An 18,293-nucleotide genomic window follows, 5' to 3' on the forward strand; every position below is an offset into this window, starting at 1 on the left:
GGCATCACGATCACGTCGAGCGGAATCTCGATGTGCACGGGCCGCGGCCGTGCGCTTTCGAAGACCGCGAACGCGCGCGCGAGCACCTGCGGCAGGTCGGCCGCGTCGAGCAGCGTGTGCGAGAACGCGGTGAGTCCCGCGAAGACTTCACGCTGCGACGGCAGCTCGTGCAGGCGGCCGTCGCCGCTGCCGAGCTCGCGCCGTGCGTTGACGCTCGAGATCACCAGCATCGGGATCGAATCCGCGTAGGCCTGTGCCATCGCGGTCGCGATATTGGTCATGCCCGGCCCGGTGATGATGAAGCAGACGCCCGGCCGGCCCGTGACGCGCGCGTAGCCGTCGGCCATGAAGCCGGCCCCCTGTTCGTGGCGCGGCGTCACATGGCGGATCGACGACTCTGCGAGCCCGCGATACAGCTCGACGGTATGCACGCCGGGAATGCCGAACACGCATTCGACGCCATAACGTTCGAGCAGGTCGACGAGTGCTTCGCCGCAGGTGCGGGGACGGGCAAGGAACGGTGCCGGCGCGGCCGTGCGGGCCTCGGCAATGCAGGAGAGGGGGACTGGATGGTTCATGGATCGTGACGTGCCGATTGGGAGGGGGAGTGGCCCGTACCGCAAACGAGGGGGCATGCAGCGGATTGTCGGCGTCGATCCGGGGCGCCAACAATCGATTAGTTTTCATGCCGCGCATGAGCGCCTTGCATGGCGATGCGTGGTCGCGAGGATGTCGCGATACATCGGAGGAATGGAATGCGCGGGCCGGCAACGGCGCGGCGCGCAGCCGCGACGGAATTCGGCGGGCGCTAGCGTTCGCGTTTCGTCTTGCGTGCCGGCCGCGTGTCGTCGATCCTCTGCTTCATCGCATCAATGAACGCCCGCACCTTCGGCGAAGGCAGCCGCGTCGACGGATACACCGCATGGATTCCGGCCGGCGCCGAACGCCACGCGGGCAGCAGCCGCACGAGCCGGCCGGCCGCGACGTCGTCGTCGGTCGAAAAGTCCGTCAGCAGCCCGAAGCCGCCGCCCGCGAGCACGATCGCGCGGCACGCGGTGGCGGTGTTCGACACGACGTGCGCGACACAGCGCACCGAAGCGGTGCCGCCGTTCGCGTCTTCGAGTTCGAGCGTATGCGGGCGCGGCAGCGTCGACAGCATCACGAACGGCAGCGCGGCGAGCGCATCGGTATCCTGCGGCCGCCCGTGGCGCGCGACGAACGCGGGGCTCGCGACCAGCCATTTCTCGTAGGTGCCGAGCTGCACCGCGCGATAGTTCGAATCGGCGAGGCGGCCGATGCGGATCGCGACGTCGAGGTTGTCCGCGACGAGATCGACGACGCGGTCGTTCGCGACGAGTTCGACGTCGAGGCCCGGATGCCTGTCGCGCAACGCGACGACGGCAGGCGCGACGACCAGCGCACCGTAGTCGATCGGCACGCTCACGCGCAGCGTGCCGCGCAGCGGCCCCGCGTCGGACGACACCGCGTCGAGCGCGCTTTCCGCGGCGCGCACGATGTCGCGGCACGCGTCGTAGAACGCCCGCCCCGCGTCGGTCACGCTCAGCCGCCGCGTGGTGCGCACCAGCAGGTTCGCGCCGACCTCGGATTCGAGGCGCTGCATGTGCGTGCTGACCACCGTCTTCGCCAGGCCGAGCCGCTCGGCCGCGGCCGTCAGCGAGCCGGCGTCGACCACCGCGACGAAGACCGCCAGCCGGTTCAGGTTCACGTCGCGCAGATCGGCCATCGTCGATTGTCCTATGGGAGAGGATAATGTTTCCGCGATTATCCATCTTCTGGAGACGAACGGCGAGCGCTACGCTGCAGTTGTTCGTCGCCGATTCCCGGCGGCGCGAGATTCCGGAGTGTTTTCCATGTCTGCCGTCCGCAAGCCTGCTTCGCCGATTCGCGTCTACTCGTTCCTGCTCTCCGGGCATGCGCATCGCGTCCGGTTGTTCCTGTCGCTGCTCGGCCTGCCTTCGGAGACCGTCGACGTCGATCTCGCGGCCGGCGCACAGCGCGAACCGGCGTTCCTCGCGCTCAATCCGCTCGGGCAGGTGCCCGTGATCGACGACGGCGGCACGGTGATCGCCGATTCGAACGCGATCCTCGTGTACCTCGCGAAGCGCTACGGCGACGCGCACTGGCTGCCCGACGACCCGGCCAGCGCGGCCGTCGTGCAGCGCTGGCTCTCGTATGCGGCCGGGCCGATCGCAGCGGGGCCGGCTGCCGCGCGGCTCGTGACCGTGTTCGGCGCGAAGCTCGACCACGAGGCGGCCAAGCGTACGGCCGCGAAAGTGCTCGACGTGATCGATCGCGAGCTGGCCGGCAAGCCGTTCGCGGCCGGTGCGCAGCCGACGATTGCGGACGTCGCCGCCTACTCGTACATCGCGCACGCGCCGGAAGGCGGCGTGTCGCTCGAACCGTATCCGAACGTGCGTGCGTGGCTGGCACGCGTCGAGGCGCTGCCGGGCTTCGTTGCGATGCCGACGACACGCGCCGGCCTGCTTGCCGCGTAACGCCCACCGACGCCGCGCCTGCCCACGGAGAACGCGATGAACACCCCGACCACCGTCGTACCGGGCTGGGAACTCGATACCGCGCCGTTTCACGCGGGAGAGCTCGCCGTGCAGCAGCGCGCGGGCGTGACGGCGGCCGCGGGTTCGGCCGGCCGGCGCGGGATCCGGCGTTTCATGCCGGACCAGCACCGGACGTTTTTCGCGCAACTGCCGTTCTTCGTGCTTGGCGGCGTCGATGCGAACGGCCAGCCGTGGGCGACGCTGCGCGCCGGCGCGCCGGGGTTCGTGACGTCGCCGGACCCGCGTACGCTGCGCATTGCGGCGCGCGCGTTGCCGGGCGATCCGCTGGACGGCGCGTGGCAGCCGGGCGCGCCGCTCGGCGGGCTCGGGATCGAATTCGATACGCGGCGGCGCAATCGTGTCAACGGCGTCGTGCGCGCGGTCGACGGCGATGCGCTGACGATCGCGGTCGAGCAGAGCTTCGGCAACTGCGCGAAGTACATCCAGGGACGCAAGCCGACGTTCGTCGCCCGGGAAGCCGGCGCGTCCGCCGGGCCCGACGTATCGGACGCGTTGAACGAGGCCGATCGAGCGCTGCTTGCGCAGGCCGATACGTTCTTCGTCGCGAGCGCGAACACGTCGACCGACGCGGGCGCTGCGCGTGGCGCGGACGTGTCGCATCGCGGCGGGATGCCGGGCTTCGTGCGCGTCGACGATGCGCACACGCTGACGACGCCGGATTTCAGCGGCAACCGCTTCTTCAACACGCTCGGCAACCTGCAGCACGATCCGCGAGCGGGGCTGCTGTTCGTCGATTTCGACAACGGCGACCTGCTGTATGTGGCCGCGCGCGCCGAGATCGTGTGGGACGGGCCGCTCGTCGCATCGTTCGACGGCGCGCAGCGGGTCGTGCGGTTCCATGTGCGGGAAGTGCGGCGCATGCGCGCGGTGCTGCCGTTCCGGTGGTCGGCGGTCGAACGTGCGCCGCAGTTCGCGGCGATGGCGGCGGGCGCGGGTGCGGCGGGCGGGTTGGTGCAGACTTCAACCGCATCAGAATCACTATCGACATCGACATCGACATCGACATCGACATCGGCACCCGCATCGGCACCCGCATGGCGGCTGCTGCGCATCGCGAAGATCGTCGACGAAGCGCGCGCGATTCGCTCGTTCCATTTCGAACCGGCGGACGGCGCTGCATTGCCCGCCTACGAAGCCGGGCAGCACCTGACGCTGCGCATCGCGCTGCCGGGAAGCGACGCGCCGTCGATCCGCAGCTACACGCTCTCCGATGCGCCGGGAGGCACGCATTACCGGATCACCGTGAAGCGCGAAGGGCGCGTGTCGGCGTGGCTGCACGATCACGCGCGGGCGGGCATGACGCTCGACGCGCAGATGCCGCGCGGGCGCTTCACGTTCGATCTCGCGAGTCCGCGCCCGGCCGTGCTCGTGTCGGCCGGCATCGGCGTCACGCCGATGACCGCGATGCTGCGCCGCGCGCTGGCGGACGATCGGCCATCGCGCCGCGTGGTGTTCGTGCATGGCGCGCGCGACGCGTCCGACCGGCCGTTCGCGGCGGAGCTGGCACGCATCGCGGCCGCCGACGCACGGCTGTCGCTCCACTGGTTCGACAGCCATCCTCACGACGGGTCGGCGGCGCAGGCAGGCCGCATCGACATCGCGCAATTGAAGCGGCTCCTGACGTTCGACGATTACGACTTCTACCTGTGCGGGCCGTCGGCGTTCATGCGCGACCTGTACGACGGGCTGCGCGCGCTGAACGTGCCGGACGAACGCATCCGCTTCGAGGCGTTCGGGCCGTCGAGCGTGGCGCGCAGCGCGACCCGCACGACCGGGGCGCCGGCGGCGGGCGTGCCGGTGGTGTTCCGGCGCGCCGGCCGCGATGCCGCGTGGACGCCCGCCGACGGCACGTTGCTCGAACTCGCGGAAGGGCAGCGCGTGGCCGTGCCGTCCGAATGCCGCTCCGGGTCGTGCGGCACGTGCGCGACGCGCGTGCTGTCCGGCGCGGTCGACTATGAGCAGGCGCCCGATGCGCCGGTCGAACCCGGCTGCGCGCTGCTGTGCGTCGCGCGGCCCGCGCAAGGGTCGGAGCCGCTCGTGCTCGACCGCTGACGCACCCTGCGACATGCGGCCGCAGACGGCCTGCTGCGCGAAAAGCGCGCGCAACTGCTTCTTTTTTCGGATGCCGGTCGGATCGACGATAGCGTCAACCGATTCGATGAAAGGAGCACAACCATGAAACTGCTCGGCATGATCAAGCTGGTCCTGTGGAGTTTCTTCGGCGTACGCAACAGCAAGGCGCACGCGGCCGATCTCGCGAACGTCAACTACACGTTGCTGCCGTTCGTGGCGATCGTGCTCGCGCTGCTCGTCGGCGCGGTGATCTACGGCGTCGTGCACCTGGTCGTCGATCCGACCGCGACGATGCAGGGATTCTGACCGGCCGCCGAATCGCGAGCGGGCGAACGTTCCCGCTCCGGTTTCCGGCCGCATGACCGGCGCGTGACGGTGCCGGTCATCGAGGCGGCCGCGCACGACGCCAGTCATGCGCACATCGGCACTGTCGCCGTGCCGCACGAATCGCGCGGTTCCCGTTCCCGCTTTCCCCACCCACCCGATTCTCCCGATTCGCCCGATTCCAGGGCAGCCCGCCCCGCCCGGGGTAAAATGCGCGCCGCGCCGCGATGTCGTGCGCGACGGGCACGCCGCCGTTCCAGCGAACGGCGCGCACCAGACCGTCGCGCCCGTACCGGGGCGTTCGAAGCGTCCCCCCGCATGACAAGACCGCGCGATGCAGCCGGCCGCCCGACACGCCCCGACGAACCGGTCGACGGCTGCGTCGGTTTCCGGTGCGTCACCTGAATCCGATGTCCCATCCTGCGTCTTCCCGACCGAGCGGCACGCTTGCGTGCCGGATCGTCTGGTTCGCCCGGTTCGTCTGACGAATGTCGTGCCGGCGCGTGCGTCCGGCGGAGGCAGATCCGGTCGCGGGCACGCTTCGCAGCTTCCTAACGGGTTTCGACAGGGTCGAGTGGCGAGTTTTCCATCCAGAGCAATGACGGTGAATAGAACAACAGCGTCGCCCGCACGGCGGCGGCGCGCGAAGGTCGGGCTTGGTGTCGGCTTCGGCATCACGCTTTTCGCGGCCCAGGCCGCCGCGGCGCAGGGCGACACGCCGGCGCCGGACGCCGGGGCGGCCGCCAGCGCGACGCTGCCGACGATCACGGTGAGCGGCGAGCGCGGCAACGCGCTGCGCGCACGCACGGCATCCGTCGCGGGGCTCGACGACGCGCCGCTGCGCGATACGCCGGCGTCGGTGAGCGTTGTCACGCGCGCGCAGCTCGACGACCAGCAGGCGAAGCGGCTGAGCGACGTCGTGCGCAACGACGCGTCGGTCGTCAACGACTACGCGCCGGTCGGTTATTTCGAAGGCTTTGCGATCCGCGGTTTTCCGGTCGATCTTGCGAGCGCGATCCGGATCGACGGGCTGACGGTGTCCGGCGAACAGAACGTGCCGCTCGAGAACAAGGAGCGCGTCGAGATCCTGAAGGGGCTTGCCGGCATCGACAGCGGCGTCGTCGCACCCGGCGGGGTGATCAACTTCGTGACGAAGCGCTCGGCGAACGTCGCGAGCGTGACGGGTGGGGTCGACAGCCGCGGCTCGACGTCGGCGGCCGTTGATCTCGGCCGCCGCTTCGGCCCTGACAATCAGTTCGGCTTCCGGATCAATGCCGCGAAGGAGAACATGCACTCCTACATCGACGGCACGAACGGACGGCGCACGTTCGGCTCGATCGCCGCCGACTGGGACATCAGCCCGCGCGCGAGCCTGCAGCTCAACGCCGAATTCCAGCAGTGGATCCAGCGTTCCGCACCCGGCTACCAGTTGCTCGGCGGCACCGTCGTGCCGTCGGTCAAGACGACGTCGAAGGCGCTCGGCACGCAGCCGTGGGCGAAGCCGGTGACGACCGACGCGCTGAACCTGAACGCGCGCTTCGACTACCAGTTCAACGACGACTGGAAGGCCTACATCGCCGCCGGCCGCAGCCGCACGATGATCGACGACAACAGCGCGTTCGCGTACGGTTGCTATTACGCGGCGAGCTGCACGGCCGGCGCGACGTCACCGTTTTTCTTCGGCGCGAACGGCGACTACGACGTGTACGACTTCCGCAGCCCCGGCGAATACCGGCGCAACGACGACCTGCGTGCCGTCACGACCGGCAAGTTCGCGACGGGGCCGCTGCGGCACGAGCTGACGCTCGGCGTGAGCGTGCAGCGCCGCGTCGTGCACATGGCGACCGCCGTGTACGACTATGTCGGCAGCGAGAACATCTACGGACCCGACGTCACGTTTGCACCGTCGCCGAATACGCCCGGGCCGTCGTATCCGCAGCTCGATGCGTGGCAATACGGCGTGTTCGGGCTCGACCGCATCAGCATCGGCGAACACTGGCAGGTTCTCGCGGGAGGCAAGGAGGTGCTGCTGCGCCAGCGCAGCTGGAGCAGCCTCGACGGCGACGCGACGCACACCGACCGCTCGGTGTTCCTGCCGCAGGTCGCGCTCGTCTACAAGCCGGTGAACGTGCTGTCGCTGTACGCGTCGTACAGCAAGGCGCTGTCGCTCGGCGACCAGGCGCCGGTGCGCGCGACCAACGCGTATGCGTTCCTGCCGCCGGTCGAATCGCACCAGATCGAGGTCGGCGCGAAATACGACTGGCTCGACCGGCTGAGCCTCACGGCCGCCGTGTTCTCGATCAGCAAGCCGTTCCAGTTCGCCGATCCGGACGCATCGGGCACGACCTACACGTTCGTGCAGCGCGGCACGCAGCGGCACCAGGGGATCGAGCTCGGCGCGGCCGGGCGCGTGACCGAGCGTCTGGGGCTGACGGCCAGCGTCGCGGCGATTCGCGCGCGGGCGTACGATTCGGGTTCGCCGGCGTACGAAGGCCACCAGATCATCAACGTGCCCGCGCTGCGCGCGTCGCTGTATGCGGACTACGCGGTGCCGGGCGTGGCCGGGCTGAACGTGCTGGGCGGCGTCGAGTACAGCGCGGCCCGCAACGCGAACGAGGAGGGCACCGCGCAGGTGCCGGCGTGGTTCGTGTTCAATCTCGGCGCGCGTTATACGACGAAGATCGGCGGCCATCGCACGGTGTTGCGCGTGTCGGTGGACAACCTGTTCAACAAGTTCTACTGGCGCGACGCGGGCGAGCAGCAGGGCGACGCGTACCTGTTCCCGGGTGCGCCGCGCACCGCCCGCGTGTCGTTGACCTATGATTTCTGACCGTCCGGAACCCGCCGCGTGACGCGCGGCCCCGGCAGCTAACCTGGAGAGCACAGACGATGTCCCCACTCGAAATCGCCGGCGTGATCGTCAGCGCGCTCGCGATCTGGCTGACCGCGAAGCGGCGCATGCTGTGCTGGCCGGTCGGGCTCGTGTCGGTCGCGTTGTACGGCTGGATCTTCTTCGACGCGAAGCTGTATTCGGACATGCTGCTGCAAGGCGCGTTCGCGGTGCTGCAGGTGTACGGCTGGCAACGCTGGCTCGCGCAGCGCGCGAGCGAGGCCGACGGCAATGCGGCGCCGGCAGGCGATGTCGCGCCCGTCACGGGCGTGCGGCCGATGCAGATGCTGCCCGACCTGATCGCGGCCGTCGTCGGCAGCGCGCTGCTCGGCGGCATGATGGCGCGCTGGACCGATGCGGCGCTGCCGTTCGTCGATGCATCGCTGACCGCGTTCAGCCTCGTCGCGCAATACTGGACCGCGCGGCGCTACATTGCATCGTGGGGGCTGTGGATCGTCGTGAACGTCGTGTACGTCGGGATGTTCGTGTTCAAGGAACTGTATCTGACGGCCGGCCTCTACGCGCTGTTCATCGGGCTGGCCGTCGTCGGCTGGCGCGACTGGAGCCGCACGGCCGCGGCGCTGCGCGCGGCGGCCGGCGGTGCGCTGGCAACGGGCGGCGGCGCGCGCTGATTCACGCGCCGATTCAATTACGGAGCAACGTCGTTCATGTCATTCCCACTCGAGCCGGACGGAGCCCTGCCGCGTGACGTCGCGCCGCCGCAATTCGGTGTCGACGGCGAGCAGGCCGAACGCGACTGGCCGCTGATGACGCACGACGAGGTGGCGGCGGTGCTCGCGCGCATCGACGGCGCCGGCGAGCCCGAGCGGCTCACGTGGCACAGCCCGCGACAGTTCGCGGCGGCCGTGCTCGTGCGGATGGCGGACGGGCGCGGGCTGTTCGTCAAGCGTCATCACGCGAGCCTGCGCGATGTCGCGGGGCTCGAGGAAGAGCATCGCTTCATCGCGCACCTGCGCGAACGCGGCATGCCGGTGGTCGACGTGCTCGCGGATCGCAACGGTGCGACCGCATTCGCGTCCGGCGACTGGACCTACGAAGTGCATGTGCTCGCGCCCGGCGTCGACCCGTATCGCGGCGTGATGTCGTGGCAGCCGTTCACGCATGCGTCGCACGCTTACGCGGCCGGTCGCGCGCTGGCCGAGCTGCATCGCGCGTCGGCCGGCTACGATGCGCCGGCGCGGCCCGTGCGCACGCTGCTGTCGAGCTTCCGCGTGCTGTCGTCCGACGATCTGGCGGGCGCGCTCGAACGCTGGGTCGAGGCGCAGCCGCTGCTCGTGCGCGCACTCGGCGCGCGCGACTGGCGCGGCGACGTGGCCGACGCGATCGGCCCGTATCACGCGCGCCTCGTGCCGCTGCTGCCCGCGCTGCCGCCGCTGTGGACGCACGGCGACTGGCACGCGTCGAACCTGCTGTGGACCGAGGCGGGGCCCGGCGCGCAGGTGCGGACGGTGCTCGATTTCGGGCTGTCGGATCGCACGTGCGCCGTCATGGACCTCGCGCTCGCGATCGAGCGCAATACGGTCGACTGGATGGCGCCGGCCGAGGCACGCCGCATCGAGTACGCACAGATCGACGCGCTGCTCGACGGGTATGAGTCACTCGAACCGCTGGGGGACGAAGCCTACGCGGCGCTGGTCGCGATGCTGCCGATCGTGCATACGGAGTTCGCGCTGTCGGAAGTGGCGTATTTCGGGTGCATCATCGATGCGCCGGCCATTGTCGATATCGCATACGACGGGTATCTGATCGGGCACGCGCGGTGGTTCGGCGAACGCGACGGGCGGCAACTGCTCGACTGGCTCGTGCAGCGCCGGCGCGCGAAGCAAGGGGCAGCCTGATTCGCGTGCCGGGGTTTCGGCGCACGCGCGCCGATTCCCCGATCCTCCGACCCTCCGCAGTTTTCCTCGCAGCCGTCGCGCTGCACGTTCACCCAATCTTCCTGATCGTTCACGCGGGATGCCATTCCCGCAGGGCACCGCACGCTTGCGCGCGGCCGCCCCCAAGATGACGGAAATATCATCTTCGCCTCATGTTCGCACTGCGGCCGGACCGTAGCATCGGTCGCGAACCGTTACCGCAGAACCGAACATGCTCAAGCTCAACCTCGCCGCGGCCGTCGTCTTCGCGATGGCCGCGACGGCTCATGCGCAGCCGTCGCTGTCGCCGGGGCCGGCTCCGGCTGCCTCCGGCGGCGCCGCGCCGATCGGCGCACCGCCACCCGACGCACGTCCTTCCACCTCGTTGACGCTTGCCGATGCGCTCGCGGCCGCGGCCCGGAACAATCCGGCGCTGCGCGGCGCGCGCGCGGACGTCGATGCGTCGGCCGGCGCGCTGATGCAGGCCGGTGCGCGCCCCAATCCGGAAGTGTCGTTCCTGCAGGAAGGCTTCCGTCGCGCCGAACGCACGTCGACCGCGCTGATCAACCAGACGATCGAACTCGGCGGCAAGCGCGGCGCGCGGCTCGACGTCGCGTCGTACGGCAGGGAAGCGGCCAATGCGTCTCTCGACGAACAGGGCGCCGTCGTGCGCGCCGACGTGATCGCCGCGTTCTACGGGCTGCTCGCCGCGCAGCGCCAGTTTCAGGTCACCGAGGAATCGGCCGCGATCGCCGCGCGCTCCGCGGATCTCGCGAGCCGTCGTGCACAGGCCGGCAAGGTGTCGCCGGTCGAGGCGACCAAGGCGCACGTGGCGGCGGCCGGCGTGCAGATCGAAGTCGTGACGGCGCGCGGCCGCGTCGAGGTCGCACGCGAGAAGCTGAACGCGGTGATGGGCGAGGCGCGCGACGGCCGGCTGGCGGTGCTCGGCGACCTCGAAGCCGTGCCGCCGGTCGAGTCGCTGCCCGCGCTCACCGCGCAACTCGACGACGCGCCGCTCGCGCGGATCGCGCGCGCCGAGATGCTGCGCTCGAACGCGGCCGTATCGCTCGAACGCGCGCGGCGCATTCCGGACGTGACGATCAGCGCGGGCGTGAAGCGCGTGACCACGGGCGGCGTGCCGGACAACCAGGCCGTGGTCGGCGTGTCGATCCCGATTCCGCTGTTCAACACGAACAAGGGCGCGCTGCTCGAGGCGACGCACAAGGCCGCGCGGGCGAACGCCGATCTCGATCGCGAACGCACGCGCCTGCGGCTGGAGCTCACGCAGGCCTACGCGAATTTCGAAGCCGCCGCGCAGGAAGCGCAGCGGCTGAAGGACGACATCCTGCCGGCCGCGCGCGTCGCGCTCGACGCGATGTCGCGCGGCTACGAACTCGGGAAGTTCAGCTTCCTCGACGTGCTCGACGCGCAGCGCACGCTGTTCCAGGGCCAGTCGCAATACGTGCGCGCGCTCGCCGACGCCCATACCGCGCGTGCCGACATCGGCCGGCTCGTCGGTACGCCGCTTGCACCGTTCGCCCCTGTCACGCAATAGCGCCACAGACGCCTCCATTACCTGAAGGATCATCATGTCACGCAGCAGAATCCTGATCATCGCGGCGGTCGTGCTCGGCAGCGCCGGGATCGTCCTCGGCGCACTCGGCGTCACGCGCAATGGCGGCGGCGCCACCTCCGAGTCGGCGGCGCCCGAAGCCGCTTCATCCGCCGAAGCCGCCGGCGAGCGCGGCGGTGTCGTGCTCAGGCGCGGCAAGCTGTCCGTCGAAATCGTGATGACGGAGAAGCCCGGCGACGCGCGCCTCGTCGTCTATCCGTTCGTCGACGGCAAGCCGGCCGGCAAGGGCGTCACCGTGTCCGGGACGCTGGTCCGCTACGACCGCACGCACGAGCCGTTGCGTTTCGACGCGGCCGGCCGGAAGTTCGTGTCCGCGCAGTCGATCGCCAAGCCGCACGTGTTCGATGCGACGATCGACGTGAAGGCGGGCAATGACGCCGCCTCGTTCCCGTTCGCACGCGCCGACGGCGCGATCGCGTTGACCGACGCGCAGCTGGCGACCTCGAGGATCGCACTCGCGAAGGCCGGCCCCGCGCAGATCGCGACACCGTTCCAGCTCCCTGGCGAGATCAAGTTCAACGAGGATCGCACCGCGCACGTGGTGCCGCGCGTGGCCGGCATCGTCGAGCAGGTGTCGGTGTCGCTCGGGCAGAACGTCGCGAAGGGGCAGGTGCTGGCCGTGATCGCGAGCACCGATCTTGCCGACCGGCGCAGCGAGCTGCTGACGGCCGAACGCCGGTTGTCGGGCGCACGCGCGACCTACGAGCGCGAACGCACGCTGTGGCAGGAGCGTATTTCGGCCGAGCAGGACTACCAGCAGGCGCAGGTGCAGTTGCGCGAAGCCGAGATCGCCGTGCAGAACGCGCGGCAGAAGCTCGCCGCGCTGAATGCGCCCGCCGGCGCGGGCGCGCTGAACCGCTACGAACTGCGCGCGCCGTTCGCGGGCACGATCGTCGAGAAGCATGCGACGCCCGGCGAAGCGATCGCTGCCGATGCCAGCATGTTCGTGATCTCCGACCTGTCGACGGTATGGGCCGAGATGGCCGTGCCGGCGCAGCGGCTCAACGACGTGCGGGTGGGACGCGACGCGACGGTCGTCGCGACCGCGTTCGAGTCGCGTTCGAGCGGCCCGATCGCGTACGTGGGTTCGCTGCTCGGCGAACAGACGCGCACCGCGCCCGCGCGCGTCGTGCTGCCGAACCCGGACGGCGTGTGGCGGCCCGGGATGTTCGTGAACGTGTCGGTCGACGCGGGCAGGCAGGGCGTGCCGCTCGCGGTCGCGAGCGACGCGCTGCAGGACGTCGATGGCGCACCGTCCGTTTTCGTGCGTTCGCCGAAGGGCATCGTCGCGCAGGCCGTCGAGACGGGGCGGCGCGACGAACGTGCGACCGAAGTGCTGAAGGGGCTGAAGCCGGGCCAGGAATACGCGGCGTCGAACAGCTTCGTGCTGAAGGCCGAACTCGGCAAGGGGAGCGCGGAACATGAATGAGCGTCACGTGTGCGCCGTCGTGCTAATCACGGCCCGGTTCGCGGCCAGATTCCCGGCCCGCCGGGTGGCCGGCCGGGCGGCCCGTCCGTCGAGGGTGACCGTGCCCCGCTTCAAGGAACCCCGTCATGTTTGAACGCCTGATCCGCTTTGCGATTGCGCACCGCTGGCTCGTGATGCTGGCGATCGCGGCCGTGGCCGCACTGGGCGTGTTCAGCTACCAGAAGCTGCCGATCGACGCGGTGCCCGACATCACCAACGTGCAGGTCCAGATCAACACGGCCGCGCCCGGCTATTCGCCGCTCGAGGCCGAGCAGCGCATCACCTATCCGGTCGAGACCGTGATGGCCGGGCTGCCGGGCCTCGAGCAGACGCGCTCGATCTCGCGCTACGGGCTGTCGCAGGTCACCGTGATCTTCAAGGACGGCACCGACATCTACTTCGCGCGGCAACTCGTCAACGAGCGCATCCAGGAAGCGAAGGACAAGCTGCCGCCCGGCATCGCGCCCGCGATGGGGCCGACGTCGACGGGCCTCGGCGAGATCTACCTGTGGACCGTCGAGGCCGATGCCGCCGCGCGCAAGCCCGACGGCACGCGTTATACGGCGGCCGACCTGCGCGAACTGCAGGACTGGGTCGTGCGGCCGCAGCTCCGGAACGTGCGCGGCGTGACCGAGGTCAACTCGATCGGCGGCTACGTGAAGGAATACCGTGTCGCGCCGAACCCGGCGAAGCTGATGTCTTACGGGCTGACGCTCGCCGACGTCGTGCGCGCGCTCGAACGCAACAACGACAACGTCGGCGCCGGCTACATCGAGAAGCGCGGCGAGCAGTATCTCGTGCGCGTGCCGGGCCAGGCGCGCACGGTCGACGACATCGCGAACATCGTGCTGACCAATGTCGGCGGCGTGCCGGTGCGGATGAAGGACGTCGGCGTGGTCGACATCGGCCGCGAACTGCGCACCGGCGCCGCGACGTCGAACGGCGAGGAAGTCGTGCTCGGCACGGTCTTCATGCTGATGGGCGAGAACAGCCGCACGGTTGCGAAGGCCGTCGCCGCGAAGATGGCGGACGTGAACCGCACGCTGCCGTCCGGCGTGAAGGCGATTCCCGTGTACGACCGCACGGTGCTCGTCGAGAAGGCCGTCGCGACGGTGAAGAAGAACCTGCTCGAAGGCGCGATCCTCGTGATCGCCGTGCTGTTCCTGTTCCTCGGCAACATGCGCGCGGCGCTGATCACCGCGCTCGTGATCCCGCTGTCGATGCTGATGACCTTCACCGGGATGGTCAACGCGAAGGTGAGTGCGAACCTGATGAGCCTCGGCGCGCTCGACTTCGGGATCATCGTCGACGGCGCGGTGGTGATCGTCGAGAACTGCGTGCGGCGGCTCGCGCATGCGCAGGCTGCCGCCGGCCGGCCGCTCACGCGCGACGAGCGCTTCGCGGAAGTGTTCGGCGCGTCGCAGGAGGCGCGGCGCGCGCTGATCTTCGGGCAACTGATCATCATGGTCGTGTACCTGCCGATCTTTGCGCTGACGGGTGTCGAAGGCAAGATGTTCCATCCGATGGCCATCACCGTCGTGATGGCGCTCGCAGCCGCGATGGTGCTGACCGTCACGTTCATTCCGGCGGCCGTCGCGCTGTTCATCGGCGAGCGCGTCGAGGAGAAGGAGAACCGGCTGATGGGCTGGGCGCGGCGCGCATACGAGCCGGTCCTCGCGGCATTCATGACGCGGCCTGTGCGCGTGATGCTCGGCGCGGGCGCGATCGTGCTCGTCACGCTCGGGCTGGCCACGCGGCTCGGCAGCGAGTTCATCCCGAGCCTGAACGAAGGCGACCTGGCGGTCGCCGCGCTGCGGATTCCCGGCACGAGCCTGTCGCAGTCGGTCGAGATGCAGAAGTCGATCGAGAAGACACTGAAGGCGCGCTTCCCCGAGATCGAGCGCGTGTTCGCGCGCACCGGCACGGCCGAGATCGCGGCCGACCCGATGCCGCCGAACCTGTCGGACGGCTACATCATGCTGAAGCCCGCCGACCGGTGGCCCGACCCGAAGAAGCCGCGCGACCAGCTCGTGCGGGAGATCGAGGAAGCGCTCGCCGAGCTGCCGGGCAACGCGTACGAGTTCTCGCAGCCGATCCAGCTGCGCTTCAACGAACTGATCTCGGGCGTGCGCAGCGACGTCGCCGTGAAGATCTTCGGCGACGACATGGCCGTGCTGAACCAGACCGGCGAGCAGATCGCGGCGGCATTGCAGAAGGTGCCGGGCGCGTCCGAGGTGAAGGTCGAGCAGACCACGGGGCTGCCCGTGCTGACCGTCAATCTCGACCGCGACAAGCTCGCGCGCTATGGCGTGAGCGTGGCCGACCTGCAGGATACGGTGGCCGCGGCCGTCGGCGGGCAGAAGGCCGGCACGCTGTTCCAGGGCGACCGCCGTTTCGACATCGTCGTGCGGCTGCCCGACGAGCTGCGCTCGGACATCGAGGCGATCAAGCGGCTGCCGATCGCATTGCCCGCACCGGCGGCCGGCGCCAGCGCGCCGCTCGCGGCGGCGCCATACGTGCCGCTCGCGGAGCTCGCGACGATCGACGTCGCACCGGGCCCGAACCAGATCAGCCGCGAGGACGGCAAGCGGCGGGTGGTCGTCAGCGCGAACGTGCGCGGGCGCGATGTCGGCTCGTTCGTCGCCGACGCGCGCGAGCAGCTTCAGCAGGACGTGCGCGTGCCGGCCGGCTACTGGGTGTCGTGGGGCGGGCAGTTCGAGCAGCTGCAGAGTGCGAGCGAGCGCCTGAAGCTCGTCGTGCCGCTCGCGCTGTTCATGGTGTTCGTGCTGCTGTTCGTGATGTTCAACAACGTGAAGGACGGGCTGCTCGTGTTCACCGGCATTCCGTTCGCGTTGAGCGGCGGCGTCGTGTCGCTGTGGCTGCGCGGGATTCCGCTGTCGATCACGGCGGCGGTCGGCTTCATCGCGCTGTCGGGCGTGGCCGTGCTCAACGGGCTCGTGATGATCTCGTTCATCCGCAACCTGCGCGACGACGGGACGCCGCTCGAGGCCGCCGTGCGCGAAGGCGCGCTCACGCGGCTGCGGCCGGTGCTGATGACGGCGCTCGTCGCGTCGCTCGGCTTCCTGCCGATGGCGTTCGCGACCGGCACCGGCGCCGAGGTGCAGCGCCCGCTCGCGACGGTCGTGATCGGCGGTATCCTGTCGTCCACGGCGCTGACGCTGCTGGTGCTGCCCGTGCTGTACCGCGTCAGCCATGCGGTGTCGTGGCGTGCCGCGCTGGCGGGCGGCTTCGGCGGCGGCTTCGTGTCGGGCGTGCTGCGCCGGCTGGGTTTCTTCAAGGGTAATGCGTGATGCGAATTCTGATTGTCGAAGATGAACCGAAGACGGGCGCATATCTGCGCAAGGGCCTGACGGAAGCGGGTTATGTCGTCGACTGGGTCGAGGACGGCATCACGGGCCAGCACCAGGCCGAGACCGAGGAATACGACCTGCTCGTGCTCGACGTGATGCTGCCCGGGCAGGACGGCTGGACGCTGCTGCAGAACCTGCGGCGCAGCAAGTCGACGCCGGTGCTGTTCCTGACCGCGCGCGACGATGTCGGCGATCGTGTGAAGGGGCTCGAGCTCGGCGCCGACGACTATCTTGCGAAGCCGTTCGACTTCGTCGAGCTGACCGCGCGCATCAAGTCGATCCTGCGGCGCGGCCAGCCGCGCGATTCGAACACGCTGCGCGTGGCCGACCTCGAACTCGACCTGACGCGCCGCAAGGCCACGCGGCAGGGCGACACGATCCTGCTGACCGCGAAGGAATTCGCGCTGCTGTGGCTGCTGATGCGCCGCGAAGGCGAAATCCTGCCGCGCGCGACGATCGCGTCGCAGGTGTGGGACATGAATTTCAACAGCGACACGAACGTCGTCGATTCGGCGATCCGGCGCCTGCGCTCGAAGATCGACGACGCGTACGACCCGAAGCTGATCCACACCGTGCGCGGGATGGGCTACGTGCTCGAAGCGCGCGGCGGCGCGGCCGCATGATCGCGCGACTGCTGCCGCGCACGCTGCGCGGACGCCTGACCGCGCTGATCATCCTGTCGACGTCGGTGATCCTCGCGTCGAGCGGGGTCGCGCTTTACGAGGCGCTCGGCAATCGCGTCGAAACGACGGCCGCCGAGCAGATGGCCGGGATTTCCGCCGCGCTGGGCGCGCATCTGGCCGAAGCGCGCTCGACGGCGGACGTCGCGCGCAACGTCGATATCTGGATCGACCAGTTGCACGGCCATCCGAACATGGATCTCGCGATCTACGACGCGGCGGGCACGCGCCTCGTCGGCACGCCCGGATTCCGCCTGGTTGCACCGCTGCTGACGCTCGACGCGGGGCGCGTGCCGGTCGGTGTCGCGCCGCCCGGCGCGCGGCAGCAGTATCTCGTGACGACCGTGCCGCTCGCCGGCGCAGGCGCACCGGTGGTACGCGTGGCGGTGCAGTACGACCGCAGCGCCGACGTGCTGCTGCTGCGCACGCACGCTTATACGATCGTCGTGATCGAGGTGTTCGGCGTGGTGCTCGCGGCCGCGATCGCGTACGGCATCGCGGCGCTGGGCTTGAGCCCGCTGAGGCGGTTCGCGGCGCGCGCCGAGCAGATGTCGACGAGCCGGCTCGCCCATCCGCTGCCGGAACTCGATACCGCGGGCGAGCTGAAGGAGCTCGAGCACGCGTTCAACGGGATGCTCGGGCGGCTGAACGAATCGTTCACGCGGCTGAGCCAGTTCTCGTCGAATCTCGCGCACGACATGCGCACGCCGCTCACGAACCTGCAGGCGGCCGCACAGGTCGTGCTGTCGCAGCCGCGCAGCGCGGATGAATACCGGAACGTGATCGAGTCGAGCATCGACGAATACCAGCGGCTGTCGCGGATGATCGAGGACATGCTGTTTCTCGCGCGCTCGGAACAGGCCGGCACGTCGATCGACGTGCGGCGATTGAATGCGGCGGAGGAGGCCGGGCGTGTGGCCGGCTACTACGAGGCGCTCGCGGAAGATGCGGGCGTGCAGGTGAAGGTCGACGGTCACGCGTGGGTCGATGCGGACCTGACGCTGTACCAGCGCGCGCTGAGCAACCTGCTGTCCAATGCGCTGAGGTACGCGCCGCGCGGCAGCGTCGTGACGATCGACTGCGTGGAGCAGGGCGGTGCGACGACGATTGCCGTGTCGGACACGGGGCCCGGCATTGCCGCCGAGCATGTCGGGCGGATTTTCGAGCGATTCTATCGCGTCGATCCGTCGCGGCACAATTCGGCGTCGGGTACCGGGCTGGGCCTCGCGATCGTCCGGTCGATCATGGACAATCACGGCGGCGAATGCGGCGTCGACAGCGATCCGGGCCGGCGCACGACGTTCTGGTTGCGCTTTCCGCACCAGCCGGCCGAGCCGAAGCGGCTGGCGGCTGCCGGCGCCTGACACCGCGGGCGGGCAC

The 18,293-nt window shown here is 69.7% G+C and carries 13 protein-coding genes; 11 read left to right on the plus strand and 2 right to left on the minus strand.

What is annotated here, in order from left to right; all coding sequences use genetic code 11:
- Positions 1 to 578 (minus strand): thiamine pyrophosphate-binding protein (locus ABY44_RS06980; protein WP_431641029.1); only part of this gene is annotated, 578 nt, incomplete at its 3' end.
- Positions 579 to 808: 230 nt separating this feature from the next.
- Positions 809 to 1,744, minus strand: a complete 936-nt coding sequence (locus ABY44_RS06985) for a LysR family transcriptional regulator (RefSeq protein WP_059684677.1) — start codon at positions 1,742 to 1,744, stop codon at positions 809 to 811.
- Between the two features lie 127 nt (positions 1,745 to 1,871).
- On the opposite strand from ABY44_RS06985, the gene ABY44_RS06990 reads away from it, so the two are divergent.
- The 11 genes from ABY44_RS06990 to ABY44_RS07040 all read left to right on the plus strand — a co-directional run bounded on the left by ABY44_RS06990 (position 1,872) and on the right by ABY44_RS07040 (position 18,277).
- Positions 1,872 to 2,516: a glutathione S-transferase family protein gene (locus ABY44_RS06990; RefSeq protein WP_060173040.1), complete on the plus strand. Its 645-nt coding sequence runs from the start codon at positions 1,872 to 1,874 to the stop codon at positions 2,514 to 2,516.
- A 36-nt stretch (positions 2,517 to 2,552) separates the two neighbouring features.
- The gene (locus tag ABY44_RS06995) at positions 2,553 to 4,649 is read left to right on the plus strand and encodes a pyridoxamine 5'-phosphate oxidase family protein (RefSeq protein WP_431641031.1); all 2,097 of its coding nucleotides are present in this window, start codon (positions 2,553 to 2,555) and stop codon (positions 4,647 to 4,649) included.
- A gap of 123 nt (positions 4,650 to 4,772) precedes the next feature.
- On the plus strand, positions 4,773 to 4,976 hold the full coding sequence (locus ABY44_RS07000) for a DUF2970 domain-containing protein (protein WP_021164122.1): 204 nt from the start codon (positions 4,773 to 4,775) through the stop codon (positions 4,974 to 4,976).
- A 616-nt stretch (positions 4,977 to 5,592) separates the two neighbouring features.
- A complete protein-coding gene (locus ABY44_RS07005) occupies positions 5,593 to 7,824 on the plus strand; it encodes a TonB-dependent siderophore receptor (RefSeq protein ID WP_060173042.1) in 2,232 nt (743 codons plus the stop codon).
- Positions 7,825 to 7,883: 59 nt separating this feature from the next.
- Positions 7,884 to 8,516, plus strand: coding sequence for a nicotinamide riboside transporter PnuC (pnuC, locus tag ABY44_RS07010; RefSeq protein WP_021157393.1), 633 nt, complete (start codon positions 7,884 to 7,886; stop codon positions 8,514 to 8,516).
- 36 nt (positions 8,517 to 8,552) lie between these two features.
- Positions 8,553 to 9,743, plus strand: a complete 1,191-nt coding sequence (locus ABY44_RS07015) for a phosphotransferase enzyme family protein (RefSeq protein WP_060173043.1) — start codon at positions 8,553 to 8,555, stop codon at positions 9,741 to 9,743.
- A 250-nt stretch (positions 9,744 to 9,993) separates the two neighbouring features.
- The gene (locus ABY44_RS07020; protein WP_060173044.1) at positions 9,994 to 11,316 is read left to right on the plus strand and encodes a TolC family protein; all 1,323 of its coding nucleotides are present in this window, start codon (positions 9,994 to 9,996) and stop codon (positions 11,314 to 11,316) included.
- Positions 11,317 to 11,350: 34 nt separating this feature from the next.
- Positions 11,351 to 12,823, plus strand: coding sequence for an efflux RND transporter periplasmic adaptor subunit (locus ABY44_RS07025; protein WP_431641032.1), 1,473 nt, complete (start codon positions 11,351 to 11,353; stop codon positions 12,821 to 12,823).
- A gap of 125 nt (positions 12,824 to 12,948) precedes the next feature.
- Positions 12,949 to 16,173: an efflux RND transporter permease subunit gene (locus ABY44_RS07030; protein WP_059693835.1), complete on the plus strand. Its 3,225-nt coding sequence runs from the start codon at positions 12,949 to 12,951 to the stop codon at positions 16,171 to 16,173.
- A complete protein-coding gene (gene irlR / locus ABY44_RS07035) occupies positions 16,173 to 16,856 on the plus strand; it encodes a heavy metal response regulator transcription factor IrlR (protein WP_021157388.1) in 684 nt (227 codons plus the stop codon). Before ABY44_RS07030 ends, irlR begins: the two co-directional genes overlap by 1 nt.
- Positions 16,853 to 18,277 carry a heavy metal sensor histidine kinase gene (locus ABY44_RS07040; protein WP_059693836.1) on the plus strand — a complete coding sequence of 475 codons (1,425 nt, stop codon included), beginning with the start codon at positions 16,853 to 16,855 and terminating at the stop codon, positions 18,275 to 18,277. The genes irlR and ABY44_RS07040 overlap by 4 nt, the downstream gene beginning before the upstream one ends.
- Positions 18,278 to 18,293 lie beyond the last annotated feature (16 nt).

It is taken from the genome of Burkholderia sp. ZZQ-2, from assembly GCF_050768715.1.
GTDB classification, from domain to species: Bacteria; Pseudomonadota; Gammaproteobacteria; order Burkholderiales; family Burkholderiaceae; genus Burkholderia; species Burkholderia cepacia.

Coding starts and splice junctions, on each gene's coding strand:
- ABY44_RS07040 (WP_059693836.1), top strand. CDS start 16,853: ATGATCGCGCGACTGCTGCCGCGCACGCTGCGCGGACGCCTGACCGCG.
- ABY44_RS07000 (WP_021164122.1), top strand. CDS start 4,773: ATGAAACTGCTCGGCATGATCAAGCTGGTCCTGTGGAGTTTCTTCGGC.
- ABY44_RS06990 (WP_060173040.1), top strand. CDS start 1,872: ATGTCTGCCGTCCGCAAGCCTGCTTCGCCGATTCGCGTCTACTCGTTC.
- ABY44_RS07015 (WP_060173043.1), top strand. CDS start 8,553: ATGTCATTCCCACTCGAGCCGGACGGAGCCCTGCCGCGTGACGTCGCG.
- ABY44_RS07030 (WP_059693835.1), top strand. CDS start 12,949: ATGTTTGAACGCCTGATCCGCTTTGCGATTGCGCACCGCTGGCTCGTG.
- ABY44_RS07005 (WP_060173042.1), top strand. CDS start 5,593: ATGACGGTGAATAGAACAACAGCGTCGCCCGCACGGCGGCGGCGCGCG.
- irlR (WP_021157388.1), top strand. CDS start 16,173: ATGCGAATTCTGATTGTCGAAGATGAACCGAAGACGGGCGCATATCTG.
- pnuC (WP_021157393.1), top strand. CDS start 7,884: ATGTCCCCACTCGAAATCGCCGGCGTGATCGTCAGCGCGCTCGCGATC.
- ABY44_RS06985 (WP_059684677.1), bottom strand. CDS start 1,744: ATGGCCGATCTGCGCGACGTGAACCTGAACCGGCTGGCGGTCTTCGTC.
- ABY44_RS06995 (WP_431641031.1), top strand. CDS start 2,553: ATGAACACCCCGACCACCGTCGTACCGGGCTGGGAACTCGATACCGCG.
- ABY44_RS07020 (WP_060173044.1), top strand. CDS start 9,994: ATGCTCAAGCTCAACCTCGCCGCGGCCGTCGTCTTCGCGATGGCCGCG.
- ABY44_RS07025 (WP_431641032.1), top strand. CDS start 11,351: ATGTCACGCAGCAGAATCCTGATCATCGCGGCGGTCGTGCTCGGCAGC.